Here is a 17718-nt window from a genome sequence, read left to right as displayed (position 1 = left end):
GTTATTTTTTCAGGAATTCAACATTCCAGATCTTTTCAGCTTTCCGGCCGATCAGCCAGAAGGAAGCAGCCAGAACACTGAAGAAAAGTGCCTTGTGCCAGCTGTCCCAAAAGTATTCGAAGTAACGGGTGTAGAGATTGATAAATAGGAAAGTGATCCCGAATTCACGGGCGATGTCGTCACGATATTTGAGGCCAACGAAAATACTGGCAACGCAGGCAACGGCCGAAATGATAGCCCAGTAGAAAAGACTGATTTGTTTGATTCCGTACCATTTGTCAAGGGTGCCGAAGTTACCGAATACCGAGATTAGCCATAGGGATACGAACAGGTAAACCATCCCGCAGATGTAAGTAGTATCGTAGAATTGCTGGAAGACTTTTACGTTCTTCAGGGATATTGATATTGCTGTCAGGGCAAGTCCGAAGGCGACAAAACGCAAGGGGTAGTTCATGCCCAGGAAGTAGAGGTTGTCACGTGACATGTAGCCGGTTTCAGTTCCAAACCATGCACCAAGGGAAATCAGAACGAATATCCAGATGAGGCGGGATTTGAAAAGGTAAGCTAATATACCGTAAATGAATACAGAGAGCAGGATCAGGATGGAGAAGTGTCCGTCCCCTTTATCAAAGGCTTTACCGAGGTAGGCAATAGCATTGGCAGTGAGCATGACGGCGGTGAAGATGATGGCGTCGTTACTGAATACCTGCATGGGCATAGTCTTCTTTCGGGTAAAGCTTATTTTGTAGAGGATGCCCGCCCCTACGGCAGAGAGTAAGCTGATAATACTGTTAGGGGTATCGTAAAGGTTTTTTAAGTAATCAAGGAATTTATTGTCAATTAAGAGGGCCCCGAGTGAAATTACTCCGCAAGCCATTGCCACCCAGAAGGAGTATTGCGCAAGTCTTCGCCAATCAAATGATTTGGCCTCGTAGCTGGCTTTTAGTTTTTCGATGTCGGCAGGAGTGAGCAGGTTTTCTTCCTGCCAATGGTCAAGCATTTCATCTAAAAAGTCACTCTTTTCCTGGTCTATCTTCATTTGTTCAAAGTTGAGCCTGAATCCTGTTTTTGAGCAGGGTTCAGGCTTAACGAATCTAGTTGTTTAATTGAACAAACAAAAAATTAATTGGTTTAAACTTTCTTGAGCAGATCTGGGATCTTTTTATTGTTCCCTACAATCCATACGATGTCATCGTTCTCAAATACCAGATCGGAATCAGGATTAAGGATACGGATGCCATTTCTCTCAATACCTACAACCAGGCCTTGTGTTTTTTCCCGGATACCAGATTCCCGGATGGTTTGCGCAAATACCGGGGAAGAGGTATTGATCACAATTTTCTGAAGCGTCATGTCCTTTTTAGGGAAGGCGCTTTCCTGGTTATCATTGTTAGTGCCTTTAAAGAGCTCTCCGACTGCTGCAAGTTGATCATCTGTCCCAATCAGCATGACTTTGTCATTTGGATAAAGCCGCTCATCACGTCCGGGCGTTGGGATCATCATATTGCCTCTCTCGATCAGCGCAATGTTTACACCGTACTTTTCTCTGACTGCTAATTCAATCAGGGATTTTCCTACCAGTGCAGATTCAGGAGCTATAGTTAATTCTGTTAAGTGGGTATCCCAGGGTAATATTTCGGGCTGTTTGTTATGTTCTTCTCTAGCGTTCAGGTTGTAAAGGAAACGGTGTTCTAAACGGTCATAAAAGGCCTGTAGTTTCCGGCTGAAGACAATCATCCCGGTAACGATCAGGATCAGGGCAATAACCATCGCGACCCAGGTATTGTAGAATTGGAAAATCAGGAAACAAACGGCAAATATAGCCAGGGCAACTCTTAAGACTTCCAGCGCGATTAGTGGTCCGCGGGTATATTTTTTATTCAGCCATAAGTGAGAGTGTGCTTTACGTTCAATTCTCCTGATGGCCAGTGCCCATAAGAAGGGAGCCATGAAGATCAGGGAAATAATCAGACTGATGATAATACCTTTATTGCCGTTAATCAGGTTTTGTGTGATAAATGGATGCAGATACCGGGAGCCTAAAAAGATAATGGCAATCAGAATTACGGAGTGGATAATTGTATTGAAAGTGTATGACTTTAGCAATGTTTTCCAGTCACTCATAGTTGTAATTCCAGCGGTACTGGAACTATATCTGTTGATGGCAGCTACCCAGCTTTTTGGAAGGGTACGCTCCAGGAACAAGTAAAAGGGCTCTGATGCTTTGATCAGATATGGAGTGGTGAAGGTCGTAATTGCAGAGACAGCTACCGCGATTGGGTAGAGAAAATCACTGGTTACTTTCAGGGTGAGCCCAAGGGTAGCAATGATAAAGGAGAATTCACCGATCTGAGCTAAACTCATTCCGGTTTGTACGGATGTTTTCAGGGGCTGTCCTGAAAGTAATGCGCCTAATCCAGAACTTAAGAATTTTCCCAGAACAGTAGCAATCGTTATGATCAGGATAGGTACAGCATAGTCGATCAGAATACTCGGATCAATCAGCATTCCCACAGAAACGAAGAATATAGCTGCAAAAAGATCTTTTACAGATTTAGTAAGATGCTCAATTTTTTCTGCTTGTGTAGTTTCAGCAAGGATAGAGCCCATAATAAATGCGCCCAAAGCAGGAGAGAACCCGACTTTAACGGCAAGTAATACCATGAGCAGACATAAGGCGATGGAGACAATCAGCATAGTCTCGTCGTTCATGAGCTTTTTCGTTGCTTTCAAGAAGGTAGGAACCAGAAAAATACCACCAATGAACCATAGGATCAGGAAGAATAATAGCTTCAGGATAGAGAAAAACATCTCTGCTCCGGCAAATTGCTGACTCACAGCCAAAGTAGAGAGCAGAACTAATAAAAGGATGGCCACAAGATCTTCTACAATCAGGACACCGAAAACCAGGCCGGCGAATTTCTTATGTTTAACGCCAAGCTCTTCAAAGGCACGGATAATAATAGTTGTGGAAGAAACAGATAGAATCCCACCGAGGAAAATACTATCCATCGTTTTCCAGCCCATGGCTTTTCCAGCAACAAAACCGATAAGCAACATACAAACGACTTCGACGATAGCGGTAATGGAAGCTGATCCTCCTACTTTAACGAGTTTCTTAAAACTGAACTCCAGCCCAAGACTAAACAGCAAAAAGATAACCCCGATTTCAGCCCAGATATGAATACTTTCATTGTCGGTTACGGTAGGAATAAAGTTAATATGGGGGCCAACTAATAAACCGGCAAGAATATAGCCGAGTACGAGTGGTTGTTTGATTTTTTTGAAAAGCAGGGTTGTAATTCCAGCCGCTGCGAGTATTAAGCCTAAATCAGTTATTAATACGGGTAGGTGTAGCATACATAATATTTAATTGTAAAAAAACGGGTTTTGGTTTTGCGATGAAGACGTTACCAGAAAACATGGTTAGGATACAAAAAATCGTATATGAAATTATAGTGAAAGCAAGTGCGTAAGTTATAAGCCTGGAAAGGGGTATTTCTGACTGATTTACTTTCAGGCAGACGAAACAATTGTAAACAGACTACAGGTTGTTTGTTTAAACCTTGTTGTATCACGGTAGGATGTTCAAAATCATCTCCGTTTAAGTTCGATACGTCTTGGTGCTGTGTTTTATTGAATTGGTAATGAAGAGAAATTGCCTTAATTTCTAAAGCTGATATACAGGCAGCCTGAATGCGCCCAGGCTTTAATGCAAAGCATGAATTTGTAATGAAAAAGATTGTGATAATCATTAAAAAACGCCTCATTATTGTAAATATACAAAAAAAGAGGCGTTTTCTTTAATGAATTGACGTTTATTTTGAGCAAAGATGACACATATTTGAATTAACTCTGCGCAAAATAAGCTAAGGTATCTTCTTTGTCTTGTTGTAGTTGTATTTTAAGTGCTTCCAGTCCGGTGAACTTCACATCATGTCTGAGAAATTCCATGAAGTTCATTTTGATGTACTGACCATAGATTTCTTTGTTAAAATCAAAGATATTGACTTCTATATTCCTGGTCATTCCATTGATCGTTGGGCGCTGACCTATATAAGCCATTCCTTTATAAGTCTCATTTTCCATTTCAACGGTCACTGCATATATTCCGTCGGATGGGATGATTTTATAAGGCTGTTCAATAAATATGTTCGCTGTTGGGAAGCCAATTGTACGTCCTATTTTATCTCCTTTGATTACTGGTCCGTACAAAGAGAAATTATAGCCCAGATATTCTGCTGCTAAACCAACTTGTCCCTCTAGCAATGATTTCCTGATTTTAGTGGAGCTGACAGCAACATCATTAATGTCCTGCTCTTTAATTTCTTCTATCTCATAACCATAGGGGCGGGAAAAAGCGACTAAATCTGTCATGCCACCAGAACGGTCTTTTCCGAAGCGATGATCATAACCAACAATCAGTTGCTTGATGCCAATGGTATCTACCAGGATATTCTTGATATACTCAGCAGGATTCATGTTGGAAAAATCACGTGTAAATGGAGTAATGATCAGATGGTCAACTCCCAGGGCCGCTAATATTTCTGCTTTTTCTTCAATGGTATTGATCATTTTAAGATCCTGGTTTTCCGGATCGATAATCAACCGGGGATGAGGAAAAAAGGTCAGAATTACACTTTCGCCACCGGTCGTCTTCGCTAGTTCGCAAAGCCTGTTAATGATTTTCTGATGCCCGAAGTGAACCCCGTCAAAAGTGCCTATGGTTGCAACTGCGTTGTTCAACCTTTTAAATTCGGAAAGGTGGTTATATATCTTCAAAATCTTTAGTATTAATGCAAGGCATGTCGTTTTACTACGCCACCCTTGAGGTCAGAAATCTGCTGCTGCACAATAAAAGCATCCGGATCTAACTGGCGGATTTCATTTTGCAGTTTACCCATTTCAAGTTTTGTAACTACTGTATATAAGATGTCAATTTCTTTTTTCTCTCCGTATCCGCCTTCACCTTTATAAATAGTCACTCCCCTTTTCATATCATTGATCAGGAATAGCTTGATGTCTTCTTTTTTCTCAGAAATAATGGTTACGCCAATGTACTGCTCCAGTCCGTTGACTACAAAATCAATGGTCTTGGAGGCTGATAAATAAGTTAGAATTGCATACATCGCTGTTTCTATATCCAGGAAAATTGCTGCAACCCCAAAAATGATAATGTTAAGGATCAGGATAATATTCCCAACAGTCAGCATGCTATTTTTACTGATATATAAAGCGAGTACTTCTGTTCCGTCAATGACACATCCGCCACGCATAGCCAGGCCAATACCTCCGCCTAAAAACAGACCACCAAAAAAAGCGATCAGTAATTTATCATGGGTAACAGGCTGAAAGGGCAGGATGATCAGAAAAACAGCAAGAACAACAATGGCTAAAGCTGTTTTTATAGCAAATGCCTTACCTATTTGTGAATATCCTAAAATCACAAAAGGTATGTTGATCAACAGGATCAGATACGAGAGTTTAAATCCTGTCAGTGTACTGATCAGCAGAGATATACCCGTTACACCGCCATCTATAAACTCACTTGGCATCAAAAAGCTTTTAAGACCGAAGCAGGCAGAAACAATGCCTAGTCCGATTAAAGTAAAATCTTTTAGATGACGTAGATAAGTGTTTTTAAGGTGATTGTGCATAATAGCTATTAAGTGTTTGTGCCGGCTTGTTCAGCTGCGGCAGCTTCTCTTTTGTTTTTAAGGTATTCAACCAGGTCGGTTACTTCAAAAGCGTCTTCTAAAGAGAAATTTCCGCTTCTTGTACGGGTAAGTTTCGATAAATAGGCACCATTTTCAAGATGTTTCCCGAAATCTGAAACCAATGATCTGATATAAGTTCCCTTACTGCAAACGATTCTGAAATCAACTTCAGGTAAGGCAATACGGGTAATCTCAAAAACTGGTACGGATACAAAACGGAGCCTCAGTTCCTGTTCTTCACCTCTGCGGGCTTTAACATATAAACGTTCTCCGTTTACTTTAACTGCGGAATGGGCTGGTGGATATTGCTGTATGTCGCCGGTAAATGGTGCAGTAGCGGCATAAATTGCTTCTTCAGTTAAATTAGTCAGTGGATATTCCTGATCAACCACTGTTTCCATATCAAAAGAGGGTGTTGTAGCCCCCAGGATCATCGTTCCGGTATATTCTTTGTCTTCTGCCTGAAAGGTGTCTATCTGTTTAGTCAGTTTTCCTGTACATAAAATCAATAAACCTGTGGCCAAAGGGTCTAATGTACCTGCATGGCCAACTTTTAACTTCAGGGGTTTTAACGAATTCCTGATCTTCCCTACTACATCAAAACTCGTCCACTTATAGGGTTTATTGATGAGTAATAACTCTCCTTCGGCAAAATTGAAGGTTCTTTCCAGTAACTTTTGTGCGCTCAAAATGGTAATCTAAATTAAGCTGCAATTTACACATTAAATTATTTGCAGGTTGTGCCCGCTATATATTAATACAATGATGATCAATCCAGCAATGATACGATACCATCCAAACACTTTAAATCCGTGTTTGTTCAGGTAACCGATAAAACTTTTAATAGCGAGTAAGGCTACAATAAATGCAATAATATTAGCGATCACAAGCAGTTGAATCTGATCGTGGCTAATGGTATTGCCTTCTTTATAAAAATCGAATAACTTTTTTCCTGTTGCTGCAAACATAGTAGGGACAGCCAGAAAAAAAGAGAATTCAGCAGCTACTTTTCTGCTTAATTTCAAAGACATACCGCCAACAATACTTGCACCGGATCTTGATGTACCAGGTATCATGGCCAGACATTGAAAAAATCCAATTTTTAAAGCGGTAAGATAGCTGATCTCTTCTTCTTCATGGATAGTTGGCTTATTAAACCATTTGTCTACGAAAAGAAGAATTATACCTCCGACTACTAAAGATATAGCAACTGTCATCGGGCTTTCCAGCATCTGGTCAATCTTCTTGCTCAGCAGTAATCCAAAAATAGCTGCAGGAATAAACGCAACCAGTAGTTTAACGTAGAAACCAATTGTTTTGAAGAAACGTTTGAAGTATAATACCACTACCGAAAGAATTGCTCCCAACTGAATCGCAATGGTAAATAATTTTACGAATGGATCGGATGCAATTCCCATAAAGGAAGAGGCAAGGATCATATGGCCGGTAGAAGAAACTGGCAAAAACTCAGTCAGTCCCTCTATTACAGCGAGAATAATGGCATCTATAAGAGTCATGTAAGCTTACTTTTTCAGGATTGCGTAAATACCAAATCCGAATCCAAAAAGTACAACCATTGGAGCAAGAAGAGTTTTTCTCAGATCATAAATGTCAGTTGTTCCAATCATCAGCATAAAGCCAACTACAACAATAGCCATACTGATTAACAACAGTTGATAATTCTTTTTTGTAAAAACCATTTCATTTTTAGGGTCTTGCGTTGCAGGACTAGTTTTTTTCTCGATCATTTGTTATTATCTGTAAAGGTCGTAAATTTTTAAACGTAAATATTTGCTTACTGCAAAGGTTGTGCTCAGCGCGGTCAGGAAAATCCCCATCCCTACTAAACCAAGCAGAACGATACCAAATTCGGTGTAATTTCTTAAAATAATGATTTCAGGAATTTCTTTTTGTGCATAATACAACAGCCCAAGCAAGATCAGGATAGCGATAAACGAAGCAATTAAACCATGCAGCATCGCCCAGAAAATAAAGGGCTTGCGGATGAAATTCTTTGTAGCACCTACTAATTGCATGCTTTTGATCAGGAAACGCTGTGAATAAATTGCCAGCCTGATTGTGTTATTGATTAAGGCTACAGAGATAACCAGTAATATAGCAGCAAATCCCAATACAATTAAACCAATGGTATTGATATTTTTGTTGACCATGTCAATTAGCGAACTCTGATAGATAACTTCTTTAACTACAGGGTTTTTGCTGATTGTGGCTTTCAGTGCGTCAATACTTTTATTGTTTGCGTAGTCAGCTTTAAGGTAAACATCAACAGTAGAAAGTAGTGGGTTATAACCCAGGAAATTCACGAAATCTTCGCCTAAATCTTGCGTAAGATTTTTTGCAGCTACTTCTTTATTCACATATTCTGTCTGTTTAACGGCAGGATTAGCATCAAGTTCTTTCCTGAACTGAATAACATCTGGTTCTTTTGCGCCTTCGTCAACTATGATATTTAATACAATATTCTCTTTTACATAGTTAGAAAGATTCTTTGCATGTACCAGTATTAGTCCCAATACGCCAAGCATCAACAAAACCAGGGTTATACTAAATATAGTGGAGATATAAATGGTTTTCGTCTTCTTAGAAGCATCACTAACTTCAAATTCTTCCATATTTTATGAGTTGGGTGTATTTTATGTTCTGCGAAAATAAAAAAATATATGCAAACTAGATGCCTTTTAAACGGGTAAAATATCTTGTTTGGTATGAATATCGTTTATATCGCTAAAGTTCTTTTGATAAGGCTTCTAAAACCTCCTTAATTTCTTTATTTTCGCCGTATATAAAGGATTTTTGTAATGGATTACCAATTTAAAGAAATAGAACAGAAGTGGCAGGGGTTTTGGGCAGCACACCAAACGTTTAAAGCAGAGGCGACATCAGCCAAACCTAAATTTTATGTGCTTGATATGTTTCCATACCCATCGGGTGCGGGTTTACATGTTGGCCACCCACTGGGCTATATTGCCTCCGATATATTTTCAAGATACAAAAGATTAAAGGGATACAATGTTTTACATCCTATGGGATATGATTCATTTGGATTACCGGCAGAACAATATGCGATACAAACAGGTCAGCACCCGGCGTTAACGACTGAAGCAAATATCAGTACTTACCGTCGTCAGCTGGATCAGATTGGCTTTTCTTTTGACTGGAGCCGCGAAGTACGGACCAGCGAACCTGAATATTATAAATGGACGCAGTGGGTGTTTATGCAGCTGTTCAATTCCTGGTATAACCTGGAAACGGACCGTGCTGAAGATATCAATACTTTAATTGAAAAATTCAATGCTTCGGGCAGTGCTGATGTAAAAGCAGCAAGTGATGAGGACGTGAAAAGCTTCATGCCAGGTGACTGGGCAAACATGACCGCAGAAGAAAAACAGGAAGAGCTGTTGAAATACCGTTTAACATTTCTGAAAGAAAGTACAGTAAACTGGTGCGCAGCATTAGGAACGGTACTGGCTAATGATGAGGTGAAAGATGGTTTTTCTGAACGTGGCGGGCACCCTGTGGAACAGAAAAAAATGATGCAATGGAGCATGCGTATTTCTGCTTATGCGGAACGTTTGTTACAGGGTTTAAATACAATTGACTGGCCGGAACCGGTTAAAGAAATGCAGCGTAACTGGATTGGTAAGAGTGTAGGTGCGAGTGTCCGCTTCAAAATCGAAACCGATGCAGCCATTAATACCGATTATATTGAGGTATTTACCACACGTGTGGATACGATTTTTGGTGTTTCTTATGTGGTGCTGGCACCGGAACATGAACTGGTTGCAGCATTGACTACTCCAGCGCAGGTCAATGCTATTAAGAATTATATAGAACAAACTAAAAAGAAATCTGAGTTAGACCGTATGGCGGATACTAAAACAGTTTCTGGTGCTTTTACAGGTACTTATGTGGTAAACCCGGTAAGTGGTGAGCGTATCCAGTTATGGATCGCTGATTATGTGCTTGCTGGTTATGGAACTGGTGCTGTAATGGGCGTGCCGAGTGGCGATCAGCGTGACTGGTTATTTGCAAAGCATTTTAATCTGCCTGTTGTACAGATCCTTGATGCGCAAAAGGATATTGATGTACAGGCCGATGGTACTAAAGAAGGTAAATATATCAATTCTGGTTTCATCAATGGAATGACTTATACAGAAGCAATCACTACTTTGAATAAGTGGCTGGAAGATCAGGGTGCAGGGAAAGCGAAAGTGAATTTCCGTATGCGGGATGCGATATTTGGTCGTCAGCGTTATTGGGGAGAGCCTATTCCGGTATACTTTAAAAATGGTCTGCCATATTTGATCAAGGAAGAGGAATTACCTTTATTGTTACCTGAGGTTGATAAGTATTTGCCAACTGAAACTGGGGAGCCGCCTCTGGGCAGAGCTGAAAACTGGACTTACGAAAATCAGTATCATTATGAGTTGAGTACAATGCCAGGATGGGCGGGTTCGAGCTGGTACTGGTATCGTTATATGGATTCCAACAATGAAACCGGGTTTGCTGGTAAAGCAGCAATTGAGTACTGGAAAGATGTAGATTTATATATCGGTGGTGCTGAACATGCTACAGGCCACTTGCTTTATAGCCGTTTCTGGAACAAGTTCCTGAAAGATATGGGTTATGTCAAAGAAGAAGAGCCTTTCAAAAAACTGATTAACCAGGGAATGATCCAGGGCAGGACAAATTTTGTTTACCGGGTAGCTGATGAATCGGGCAAGGGCACTCATACTTTGGTTTCTCATGGTTTGAAGAACAATTATAAAACTTCGGCATTACGCGTCGATGTAAATATTGTAGAGAATGAAATCCTGGATATTGAAAAATTTAAGTTGTTCAGACCTGAATTTGCTGATGCAGAATTTATTCTGGAGAATGGTAAATATATCTGTGGGGTAGAGGTAGAAAAAATGTCTAAATCTTATTTCAATGTTGTGAATCCTGATGTACTGATTGCCAGTTATGGTGCAGATACTTTAAGGATGTACGAAATGTTCTTAGGCCCGCTTGAACAAAGTAAGCCATGGAACACGAACGGGATTGAGGGGGTATTTAAATTCCTTCGTAAATTCTGGCGTTTATTCCACAACGACCAATGGGAGTTTACTTTATCAGATGCTGAACCTACAAAAGCTGAATTAAAGGCCTTGCATAAAATTATTAAAAAGGTACAGGATGATATTGAACGTTTTTCTTTCAATACTTCGGTATCCAGCTTTATGATCGCGGTTAATGAACTGACAGATCTTAAATGTAATAAACGCAGTATTTTACAAGATCTGGTTGTTGTTCTTTCTCCATATGCACCGCATATTACAGAAGAGCTATGGTCGTTGTTAGGAAATGAGGGTAGTTTATCTTATGCTGCTTATCCGGAATTTAATCCGGCGCATTTAGTGGAAGATGAGTTCAGTTACCCGGTTTCTGTAAATGGAAAAACCAGGTTAAACTTAAATCTGAGTTTAGCACTTGAAACTAAAGAGATTGAAGAAATTGTGCTGGCCGATGAACAGGTTCAGAAATATCTTGAGGGTAAAACACCTAAAAAAGTGATTATAGTTAAAGGCCGTATTGTGAATATTGTGATTTAATTCAATAGCATATTTAATATACCGAATGGTTATTAAGGAGTCAAATCTTTAATAACCATTTTTATTTAAAGGCATTTCCAATAATTACCGGTAAATTTCTGCTGTTTACCGGCAATAATTATCTGATCAGCAAAAAGAATTTTAAATAGCCGGTAACAAAGTTAAATTTGCGGCGACTAAACAACACACGACGACTAAACAACACACACACAGAATCACACGATCACTAAACTATGAAAAGAAAACTACTACTATTATTTGTCTTTCTGGGATTAATACAGCAGGTTAATGCCCAATTTGCACTCGGTGGCGGAGCACAAAAGGTAACTATAACAGGAAGGATAAGTGCTGTTATTATTGACTCTGCTACTAAACAACCTGTTGATTATGCAACGGTATCTCTGATCAGGGTTAAAGATAATAAATCGGTTAATGGAGGTGTAACTGATGCAAAAGGTAAGGTTGTACTACAAAATGTGTCCCCTGATCAGTATAAATTATTGATTGGCTTTATGGGCTATAAGGGTAAAACTATGCTGATTAAAACCAGCCCTGAGAAGCCTGATCTGAACCTTGGAAATGTTTTATTAACTGGTACAGAAAGCAATTTGAAAGAGGTTGCTATTGTTGGTAAAACACCGATGATAGAAACTAAAATTGATAAATTGGTTTATAATGCGGAACAGGATGTAACCACAGCAGGTGGTAATGCCGGTGATGTGATGCGTAAAGTGCCGATGGTAACGGTTGATATTGATGGAAATCCTTCTTTGCGCGGGAGCTCTGCAGTCAGGGTACTGATTAATGGAAAGCCTTCAGGAACGATGTCGAACAGTGTTGCCGATGCTTTGAAGATGATTCCTGCAGAAGAAATTAAAAGCGTGGAGGTGATCACAAGTCCTTCGGCAAAATATGATGCAGAAGGTGCAGGTGGAATTATCAATATCATCACCAAAAAGAAAACTGCGCAAGGGGTCAATGGTAATGCTTCGTTATCTGTTGGTACACGCCAGAATAATGGTAATTTCAGTTTAAATGCTAAAAAGGGACGTTTAGGAATCAGTTCAAGCTTTGGAGGGCAGTATGCAATCCCTCAGGATACAAGAATTGTTTTAGAAAATGATGTCTACAGCCAGCAATCACATATCTTTCAGGAAGGGTTCAGTAAAGCAAAAAGATATGCTTATAATGGAAGTATCGGTCTGGATTATGATATTAATGCCTATAACAGTCTTTCTACGAATATCAAATACAATAATTTTTCGAATGGTGCAAAAGGAAATTCAAATGTGACCAGCAGTATCATGGATACTATATTGAGGGCTTATGTACGCTCTTCTGATAGCAAGAGCAGTTTAAATAACATAGACTGGAGTGCTGACTACAGAAAAACAACTAAAAAAGAAGGAGAAGAGTTTACGGTTTCCGGTCAGGCAAGTTTTGGCAGGAATACGACCCAATTTAATACGCGCCTGATTAATCCTGATGGGTCAGCATTGGCTCCTGACGTAAATGGTGATAATACGGGTAAAAATAATGAGTATACTTTACAAACGGATTATGTCTATCCTTTTAGTAAAACGATGTCTTTGGAAACCGGTGTTAAGGGGATTCTAAGAGATATAAAAAGTAAGTACCAGAGCAGCGAACAGGATTTTGATTATAAACAAAATGTTGGTGCAGCTTATGGAGTTTTAAGTTTTAAACTTGCTAAATTGTTTGATGTTAAGGGTGGTTTAAGAGCAGAATACACCGACATCAGCGGGGTGTCTGGTTCTTCATTGAATTTCAATAATAATTATTTTAATTTATTTCCAAGTGTAATTGTCTCCAAGACACTGAAAGGAAATTCTACGTTGAAATTGAGTTATAACACCAGGATGCAAAGACCAAGTTTGTCTTATCTGAACCCTTTCTTAAACAGGAATGATCCGGAGAATCAGCAGCAGGGTAATCCGAATTTAAATCCTGAAATAAGCGATATTGTGGAGCTTGGTTATTCGACTTTTATTAAAGGGTCTGTAATTAATGCCTCAATATTTTACCGCACGACTACAGACGTAATTGAGAGTCTGTATTTCCCTGAGCAAAAGCTGACTACTTATGCCAATGTCGGTAAAAATAAATCTTACGGTGCCAATGTATTCGCTACCTATAATCCATTACCTAAGTGGACTTTAATGGGGAATTTTAGCTTAAATACTTATGATTTAAGGAATTCACAGACGAACCAGAGTACTGGTGTATTTGTGAATTACTCGGTGTTTGCGAGATCTGCAATTTCTTTTAAAGGTGGATGGAATACGGAAATTTTCGGGGTGTATAATGCATCAAGAAGAACTTTTCAGGGTACTTCAGGACCAATGGCCTTTTATGGTGGTGCGTTCAAGAAAGAGATCATGAAAAAGAAAGCGACAGTTGGTGTCAATGTATTGAATGTCTTTTCAAGAGACCTGCATATTCATAATGAAAATACTGGAGCTGACTTCCGTCAGAATATGAATATTTATTATCCGTTAAGATCTTTTGGGGTCAATTTTAGCTACAAGTTTGGTAAGGTGACTTTTTCTGCTCCAAAAAAGAAAAAAGGAATTTCTAATGATGACTTGAAGCAGGATGAAGGTGCTGGAGGATTAGGCGGAGGTGCTGGGCCGAAACAATAATCCCTGGTCAGTATAAAAGAAATAAGGTTAGCCTTTTCAGTCCGTAATCCTTCAAGGATCACGGACTGAAAAGGCTAACCTTATTTCTTTTTAACCCTTTTCAAAATCATTACACTTAATGGATTGATCGGATAACCACTAATGTTATTTTGAAGCATAGTCACTGACTGATCATATAAAATAGGGACAATAGAGGCGTTTTCTATAACCATGTTGTCCATTTTCTGATATAATGCGTAACGTTTTTTTGCATCATTCTCATAATAACTCTGTTCAAATAAGCGATCAAACTCTTTATTGAAATACCCGGTATAATTAGGGCCATAAGGGACGCGGTTTTTGGAATAGAAAACAGAGAGATAGTTTTCTGCATCCGGATAATCTGCAATCCAGGAGCCCCTGAAGAAATTGACTTCATTTTTAGACATCAGTTCTCTTAAGCTGGAACTTGGTGTAACATCAACTTTGATTTTTATGCCCAATGAGTTTAATTCACCCTGGATAAATTCTATAATGTCTTTGTAAGTGGTAGAAGTACTGAGTGTTAGTTCCGGCATTCCTTTTCCATGTGGAAAACCTGCCTCAGAGAGTAATTGCGCCGCTTTTACGGGGTCGTAGTGATAGCCTTTTACTTTAATACTGTCAAAGCCGGGCATTCCTTTTGGGACGAAACCAGAGGTCGCAGGAGTCCCTGTGCTGTTGCGTAAATATTTGATCAGTTTTGCTTTATCTATACCATAATTGATTGCCTGACGTACCTTTTTAAATCTTAAAGGTGAGTTTCTGACAATAGATTTTGAGGTGTCTACTAGTATTCCAACATATTCCGTACATAGATAGGCTCCTTTGATTAACTGGAATTTCCCTTTATACTTGTTGGTCATATGGCCACTTTTGGTTAAAATATCATCACGGTAACTTCCATCAACACTGTAAAAGAAATCAAGATCTTTTTTGATAAAGGACATAAAAGCACTTTGTTTGTCTGTGATGAAAGAGACTTTCACAGCGTCCAGGTAAGGCAGTTTTTTTCCTTTGTCTCTTTCCCAGTAATTTTCGTTTTTCAACAGCACAAGAATTTCTTCTTCTTTCCAATATTTAAAACGGAAAGGTCCTGTACCTATTGGGTGACTCCTGAAATCCTTTCCATAATAATCTGCTACTTCATGAGGTACGACTACACAGTATTGTGTAGTCAGAAGATTGAGGAATGCAGGGAATGGTTTTGTTAAATGGATAATTAACGTAGTATCGTTGAGCGCCTGAAAGCTATTTTTGTCTTTCACCTTGTCGCTAAAGATCCAGCCTCCGGAAGAAGCCACTTTAGGATCTGACAAACGGTTAAAGCTATAGGCAAAATCTGCTGCAACAACTTTTCTTCCTTTACCATTGGTGAAAAGGGGATCATCATGAAAGTGTACATCATTGCGCAGATGAAATGTATATTGGAGCCCATCCGGCGCTACTTCCCAGGATTTAGCAATTGCCGGAATCGTATTTAGTGCACTGTCTGCCTGAACAAGACCGTTAAAAAGCTGGTTCATCATCCATATTGCAGGCTGATTACGGGCAAAAGCAGGGTCTAATGAAGTCAGGCTCTGGTCAAAATTCAGGTTAAACACTTTTTTATCGTGGTCCTTAGTCCCAGAATGACAGCTACAGAGGGTAATAAGACATAAAGTGTAAAATATATTTTTTATAATTCGGGGCATCAGATCAGGAATATTACTTTTGCACAAAGTAATAAATTAATCGATATGTCTTTTTTAAATGCACTTATAAATAATGTTGGGGATGAAACGCTGCGCGAGGATTTGCAGGAGCGTGTGGATATTATTCTGCATAAGATTAAATTTATGGACAAAGTACCGGTGACTTGCCTGGATACAAATAATACCCCTAACCCGGTATTAAATGTGCTTCTTGAAGCTGTAGGTGGCGAAGTACTTGAAATCGTTGAGCAAGCGAAAGTACTGATCTATCATCAAACCAATACAGGTATTGGTCAGCTGATGGGAATGGTGCCTGCTCTTTTAGAAAAAGAGTGGCCTGCGGTAGCTTATAACTGTGTTTATCTGATGGAAGACACTTCTGCCTTTTTAAGTGATCCTGTATCCTTTGTAGAGGCTATGGAAGACATGGCAGAAATGCTTTATCCTGGTTATTTTATTTTTGGTAATGAAGGAAAAAACTGGACATCCTTCGCTGTTTAGTAAGCAATAAGCTTGTCTATTTGCTGTCCTGTAAATTTTAAAGTATCTTCTTTATAAAAATTACCGTGCTCGTCCAGTTCTGTTTTGATGGCTGGAATATGTAGACGCAGCGGCAGGACATTCAGGTGCAGATAGCTGCATACGCCGCCAAAATGATCAATTCCTCTAATGTTGCCATATTTACCGGATGAGATCCCAACCAGACAGGCTTTTTTATCATAAAAACTGTCTGGAAAGTCACAAGCATCTATCAATGTTTTCAAAACACCTGGAAAACTACCGTTATATTCAGGAATAATGAATACAAATTTTTCTGTTGCCGTAATTTTTTCTTGTATCTTTTTAAATTCTGGAGATCTTTTTCCGTATAAATCGGAAATGATTAATTCAGCCGGAAGGTCTGTCAGACTCAGTATATTAGCCTCTTGTCCTTTTTTAGCGAGCGCTTCTCTATAATATTTTGCGACTTTCAGCGTATTGCTATCGGGTCTGTTTGTGCCGGAGATGATCGTAATCATGTAAAAATTGTTAATAAGATGTTTAAAACACGCTATTGTTTAACGCTAATATTGTCATTTAGTTTGTATCTTAGCTAATTGTTAAAAAGCCCCTAAATGTAGGTAAAAATAGCGTTTTATACCTAAAGGATCTAATTCACAAATTCTCAGGAAATAATTGGTAATTATTAAAAAGATAAATGAGTAAAATTATTGCATTGGCAAATCAGAAAGGTGGAGTAGGTAAAACAACTTCATCTATAAATTTAGCCGCTAGCCTGGCCGTATTAGAATATAAAACTTTATTAGTAGACGCAGACCCTCAAGCCAATTCAACTTCAGGAATTGGGTTTGATCCAAGAAGCATCAAAAATAGTATCTATGAATGCATCATCAATGATGTAGAACCATCTGAGGCTATTCAGAAGACAGAAACACCTAATCTTGATTTATTACCAGCACATATCGACCTGGTTGGGGCAGAGATTGAGATGATCAACCTGACCAACAGGGAGTATAAAATGAAAGCCGTTCTGGAGAAGATTAAAGACCAGTATGATTTTATCATTATTGATTGTTCCCCTTCACTGGGTTTGATTACAATCAATGCTTTAACCGCTGCGGATTCTGTTATTATACCTGTTCAATGTGAATATTTTGCATTGGAAGGACTTGGTAAACTATTGAATACCATAAAAATTGTACAAAACAGGTTAAACCCTGAATTAGAGATTGAAGGTATTTTGTTAACGATGTACGATGTACGTTTGCGTTTATCTAACCAGGTTGTAGAAGAAGTAAGAACACATTTCCAGGAACTTGTATTTGATACGATTATACAAAGAAATACCCGTCTAAGTGAAGCACCAAGTTATGGGATTTCGGTCATCATGCATGATGCAAATTGTAAGGGAGCAATAAATTATCTGAACCTTGCCCGTGAGATTGTCCGTAAAAACGGATTGGTCAAAGAAAACCAGGGTTTGACTTCTGCAACTATTTAAATATAACTT

Annotated in this window: 14 protein-coding genes; 4 read left to right on the top strand and 10 right to left on the bottom strand. The window is 39.1% G+C overall.

Features of this window, described 5'->3' with window-relative positions; all coding sequences use genetic code 11:
• Position 1: 1 nt before the first annotated feature.
• The 8 genes from ABIB30_RS14800 to ABIB30_RS14765 all read right to left on the bottom strand — a co-directional run bounded on the left by ABIB30_RS14800 (position 2) and on the right by ABIB30_RS14765 (position 8350).
• Entirely contained in the window at positions 2–1039 is a 1038-nt protein-coding gene (locus ABIB30_RS14800) for a DUF2157 domain-containing protein (protein ID WP_354303269.1), read from the bottom strand.
• A gap of 92 nt (positions 1040–1131) precedes the next feature.
• Complete coding sequence (locus tag ABIB30_RS14795; RefSeq protein ID WP_354303267.1) at positions 1132–3360, bottom strand: cation:proton antiporter domain-containing protein; 2229 nt, start codon at positions 3358–3360, stop codon at positions 1132–1134.
• 489 nt (positions 3361–3849) lie between these two features.
• Positions 3850–4782 carry a bifunctional riboflavin kinase/FAD synthetase gene (locus ABIB30_RS14790; RefSeq protein ID WP_354303265.1) on the bottom strand — a complete coding sequence of 311 codons (933 nt, stop codon included), beginning with the start codon at positions 4780–4782 and terminating at the stop codon, positions 3850–3852.
• 11 nt (positions 4783–4793) lie between these two features.
• Positions 4794–5657 (bottom strand): YitT family protein, encoded by an 864-nt coding sequence (locus ABIB30_RS14785; RefSeq protein ID WP_354303263.1) that lies wholly within the window; start codon positions 5655–5657, stop codon positions 4794–4796.
• A gap of 8 nt (positions 5658–5665) precedes the next feature.
• The gene (gene truB / locus ABIB30_RS14780; RefSeq protein WP_409339010.1) at positions 5666–6415 is read right to left on the bottom strand and encodes a tRNA pseudouridine(55) synthase TruB; all 750 of its coding nucleotides are present in this window, start codon (positions 6413–6415) and stop codon (positions 5666–5668) included.
• Positions 6416–6439: 24 nt separating this feature from the next.
• Positions 6440–7234, bottom strand: a complete 795-nt coding sequence (locus tag ABIB30_RS14775) for an undecaprenyl-diphosphate phosphatase (RefSeq protein WP_354303261.1) — start codon at positions 7232–7234, stop codon at positions 6440–6442.
• Positions 7235–7240: 6 nt separating this feature from the next.
• On the bottom strand, positions 7241–7465 hold the full coding sequence (locus ABIB30_RS14770; protein ID WP_183868485.1) for a DUF3098 domain-containing protein: 225 nt from the start codon (positions 7463–7465) through the stop codon (positions 7241–7243).
• 6 nt (positions 7466–7471) lie between these two features.
• Positions 7472–8350 carry a cell division protein FtsX gene (locus ABIB30_RS14765; RefSeq protein WP_354303259.1) on the bottom strand — a complete coding sequence of 293 codons (879 nt, stop codon included), beginning with the start codon at positions 8348–8350 and terminating at the stop codon, positions 7472–7474.
• Positions 8351–8536: 186 nt separating this feature from the next.
• Here ABIB30_RS14765 and leuS point away from each other — a divergent pair, with 186 nt between their 5' ends.
• Both leuS and ABIB30_RS14755 read left to right on the top strand, forming a co-directional pair.
• Positions 8537–11332, top strand: coding sequence for a leucine--tRNA ligase (leuS, locus tag ABIB30_RS14760; protein ID WP_354303257.1), 2796 nt, complete (start codon positions 8537–8539; stop codon positions 11330–11332).
• Positions 11333–11565: 233 nt separating this feature from the next.
• A complete protein-coding gene (locus tag ABIB30_RS14755) occupies positions 11566–13995 on the top strand; it encodes a TonB-dependent receptor (RefSeq protein WP_354303255.1) in 2430 nt (809 codons plus the stop codon).
• Positions 13996–14075: 80 nt separating this feature from the next.
• On the opposite strand, the gene ABIB30_RS14750 is transcribed toward ABIB30_RS14755, so the two are convergent.
• Entirely contained in the window at positions 14076–15617 is a 1542-nt protein-coding gene (locus ABIB30_RS14750) for an ABC transporter substrate-binding protein (RefSeq protein WP_354303253.1), read from the bottom strand.
• 135 nt (positions 15618–15752) lie between these two features.
• Between ABIB30_RS14750 and ABIB30_RS14745 the strand changes: the two genes are divergently transcribed.
• Positions 15753–16208 (top strand): hypothetical protein, encoded by a 456-nt coding sequence (locus ABIB30_RS14745; protein ID WP_354303251.1) that lies wholly within the window; start codon positions 15753–15755, stop codon positions 16206–16208.
• Here the strand turns inward: ABIB30_RS14745 and ABIB30_RS14740 are convergent.
• Positions 16205–16726: an NADPH-dependent FMN reductase gene (locus ABIB30_RS14740; protein ID WP_354303249.1), complete on the bottom strand. Its 522-nt coding sequence runs from the start codon at positions 16724–16726 to the stop codon at positions 16205–16207. The two genes, ABIB30_RS14745 and ABIB30_RS14740, sit on opposite strands and share 4 nt — an antisense overlap.
• Before the next feature lie 179 nt (positions 16727–16905).
• On the opposite strand from ABIB30_RS14740, the gene ABIB30_RS14735 reads away from it, so the two are divergent.
• Complete coding sequence (locus tag ABIB30_RS14735; protein ID WP_068406272.1) at positions 16906–17709, top strand: ParA family protein; 804 nt, start codon at positions 16906–16908, stop codon at positions 17707–17709.
• Positions 17710–17718 lie beyond the last annotated feature (9 nt).

The sequence above is a fragment of the Pedobacter sp. UYP1 genome (genome assembly GCF_040547305.1).
Taxonomy (GTDB): Bacteria; Bacteroidota; Bacteroidia; order Sphingobacteriales; family Sphingobacteriaceae; genus Pedobacter.
Note: the sequence above shows the minus strand (reverse complement) of the source record. Positions and strands in the feature narration are given on the sequence as shown.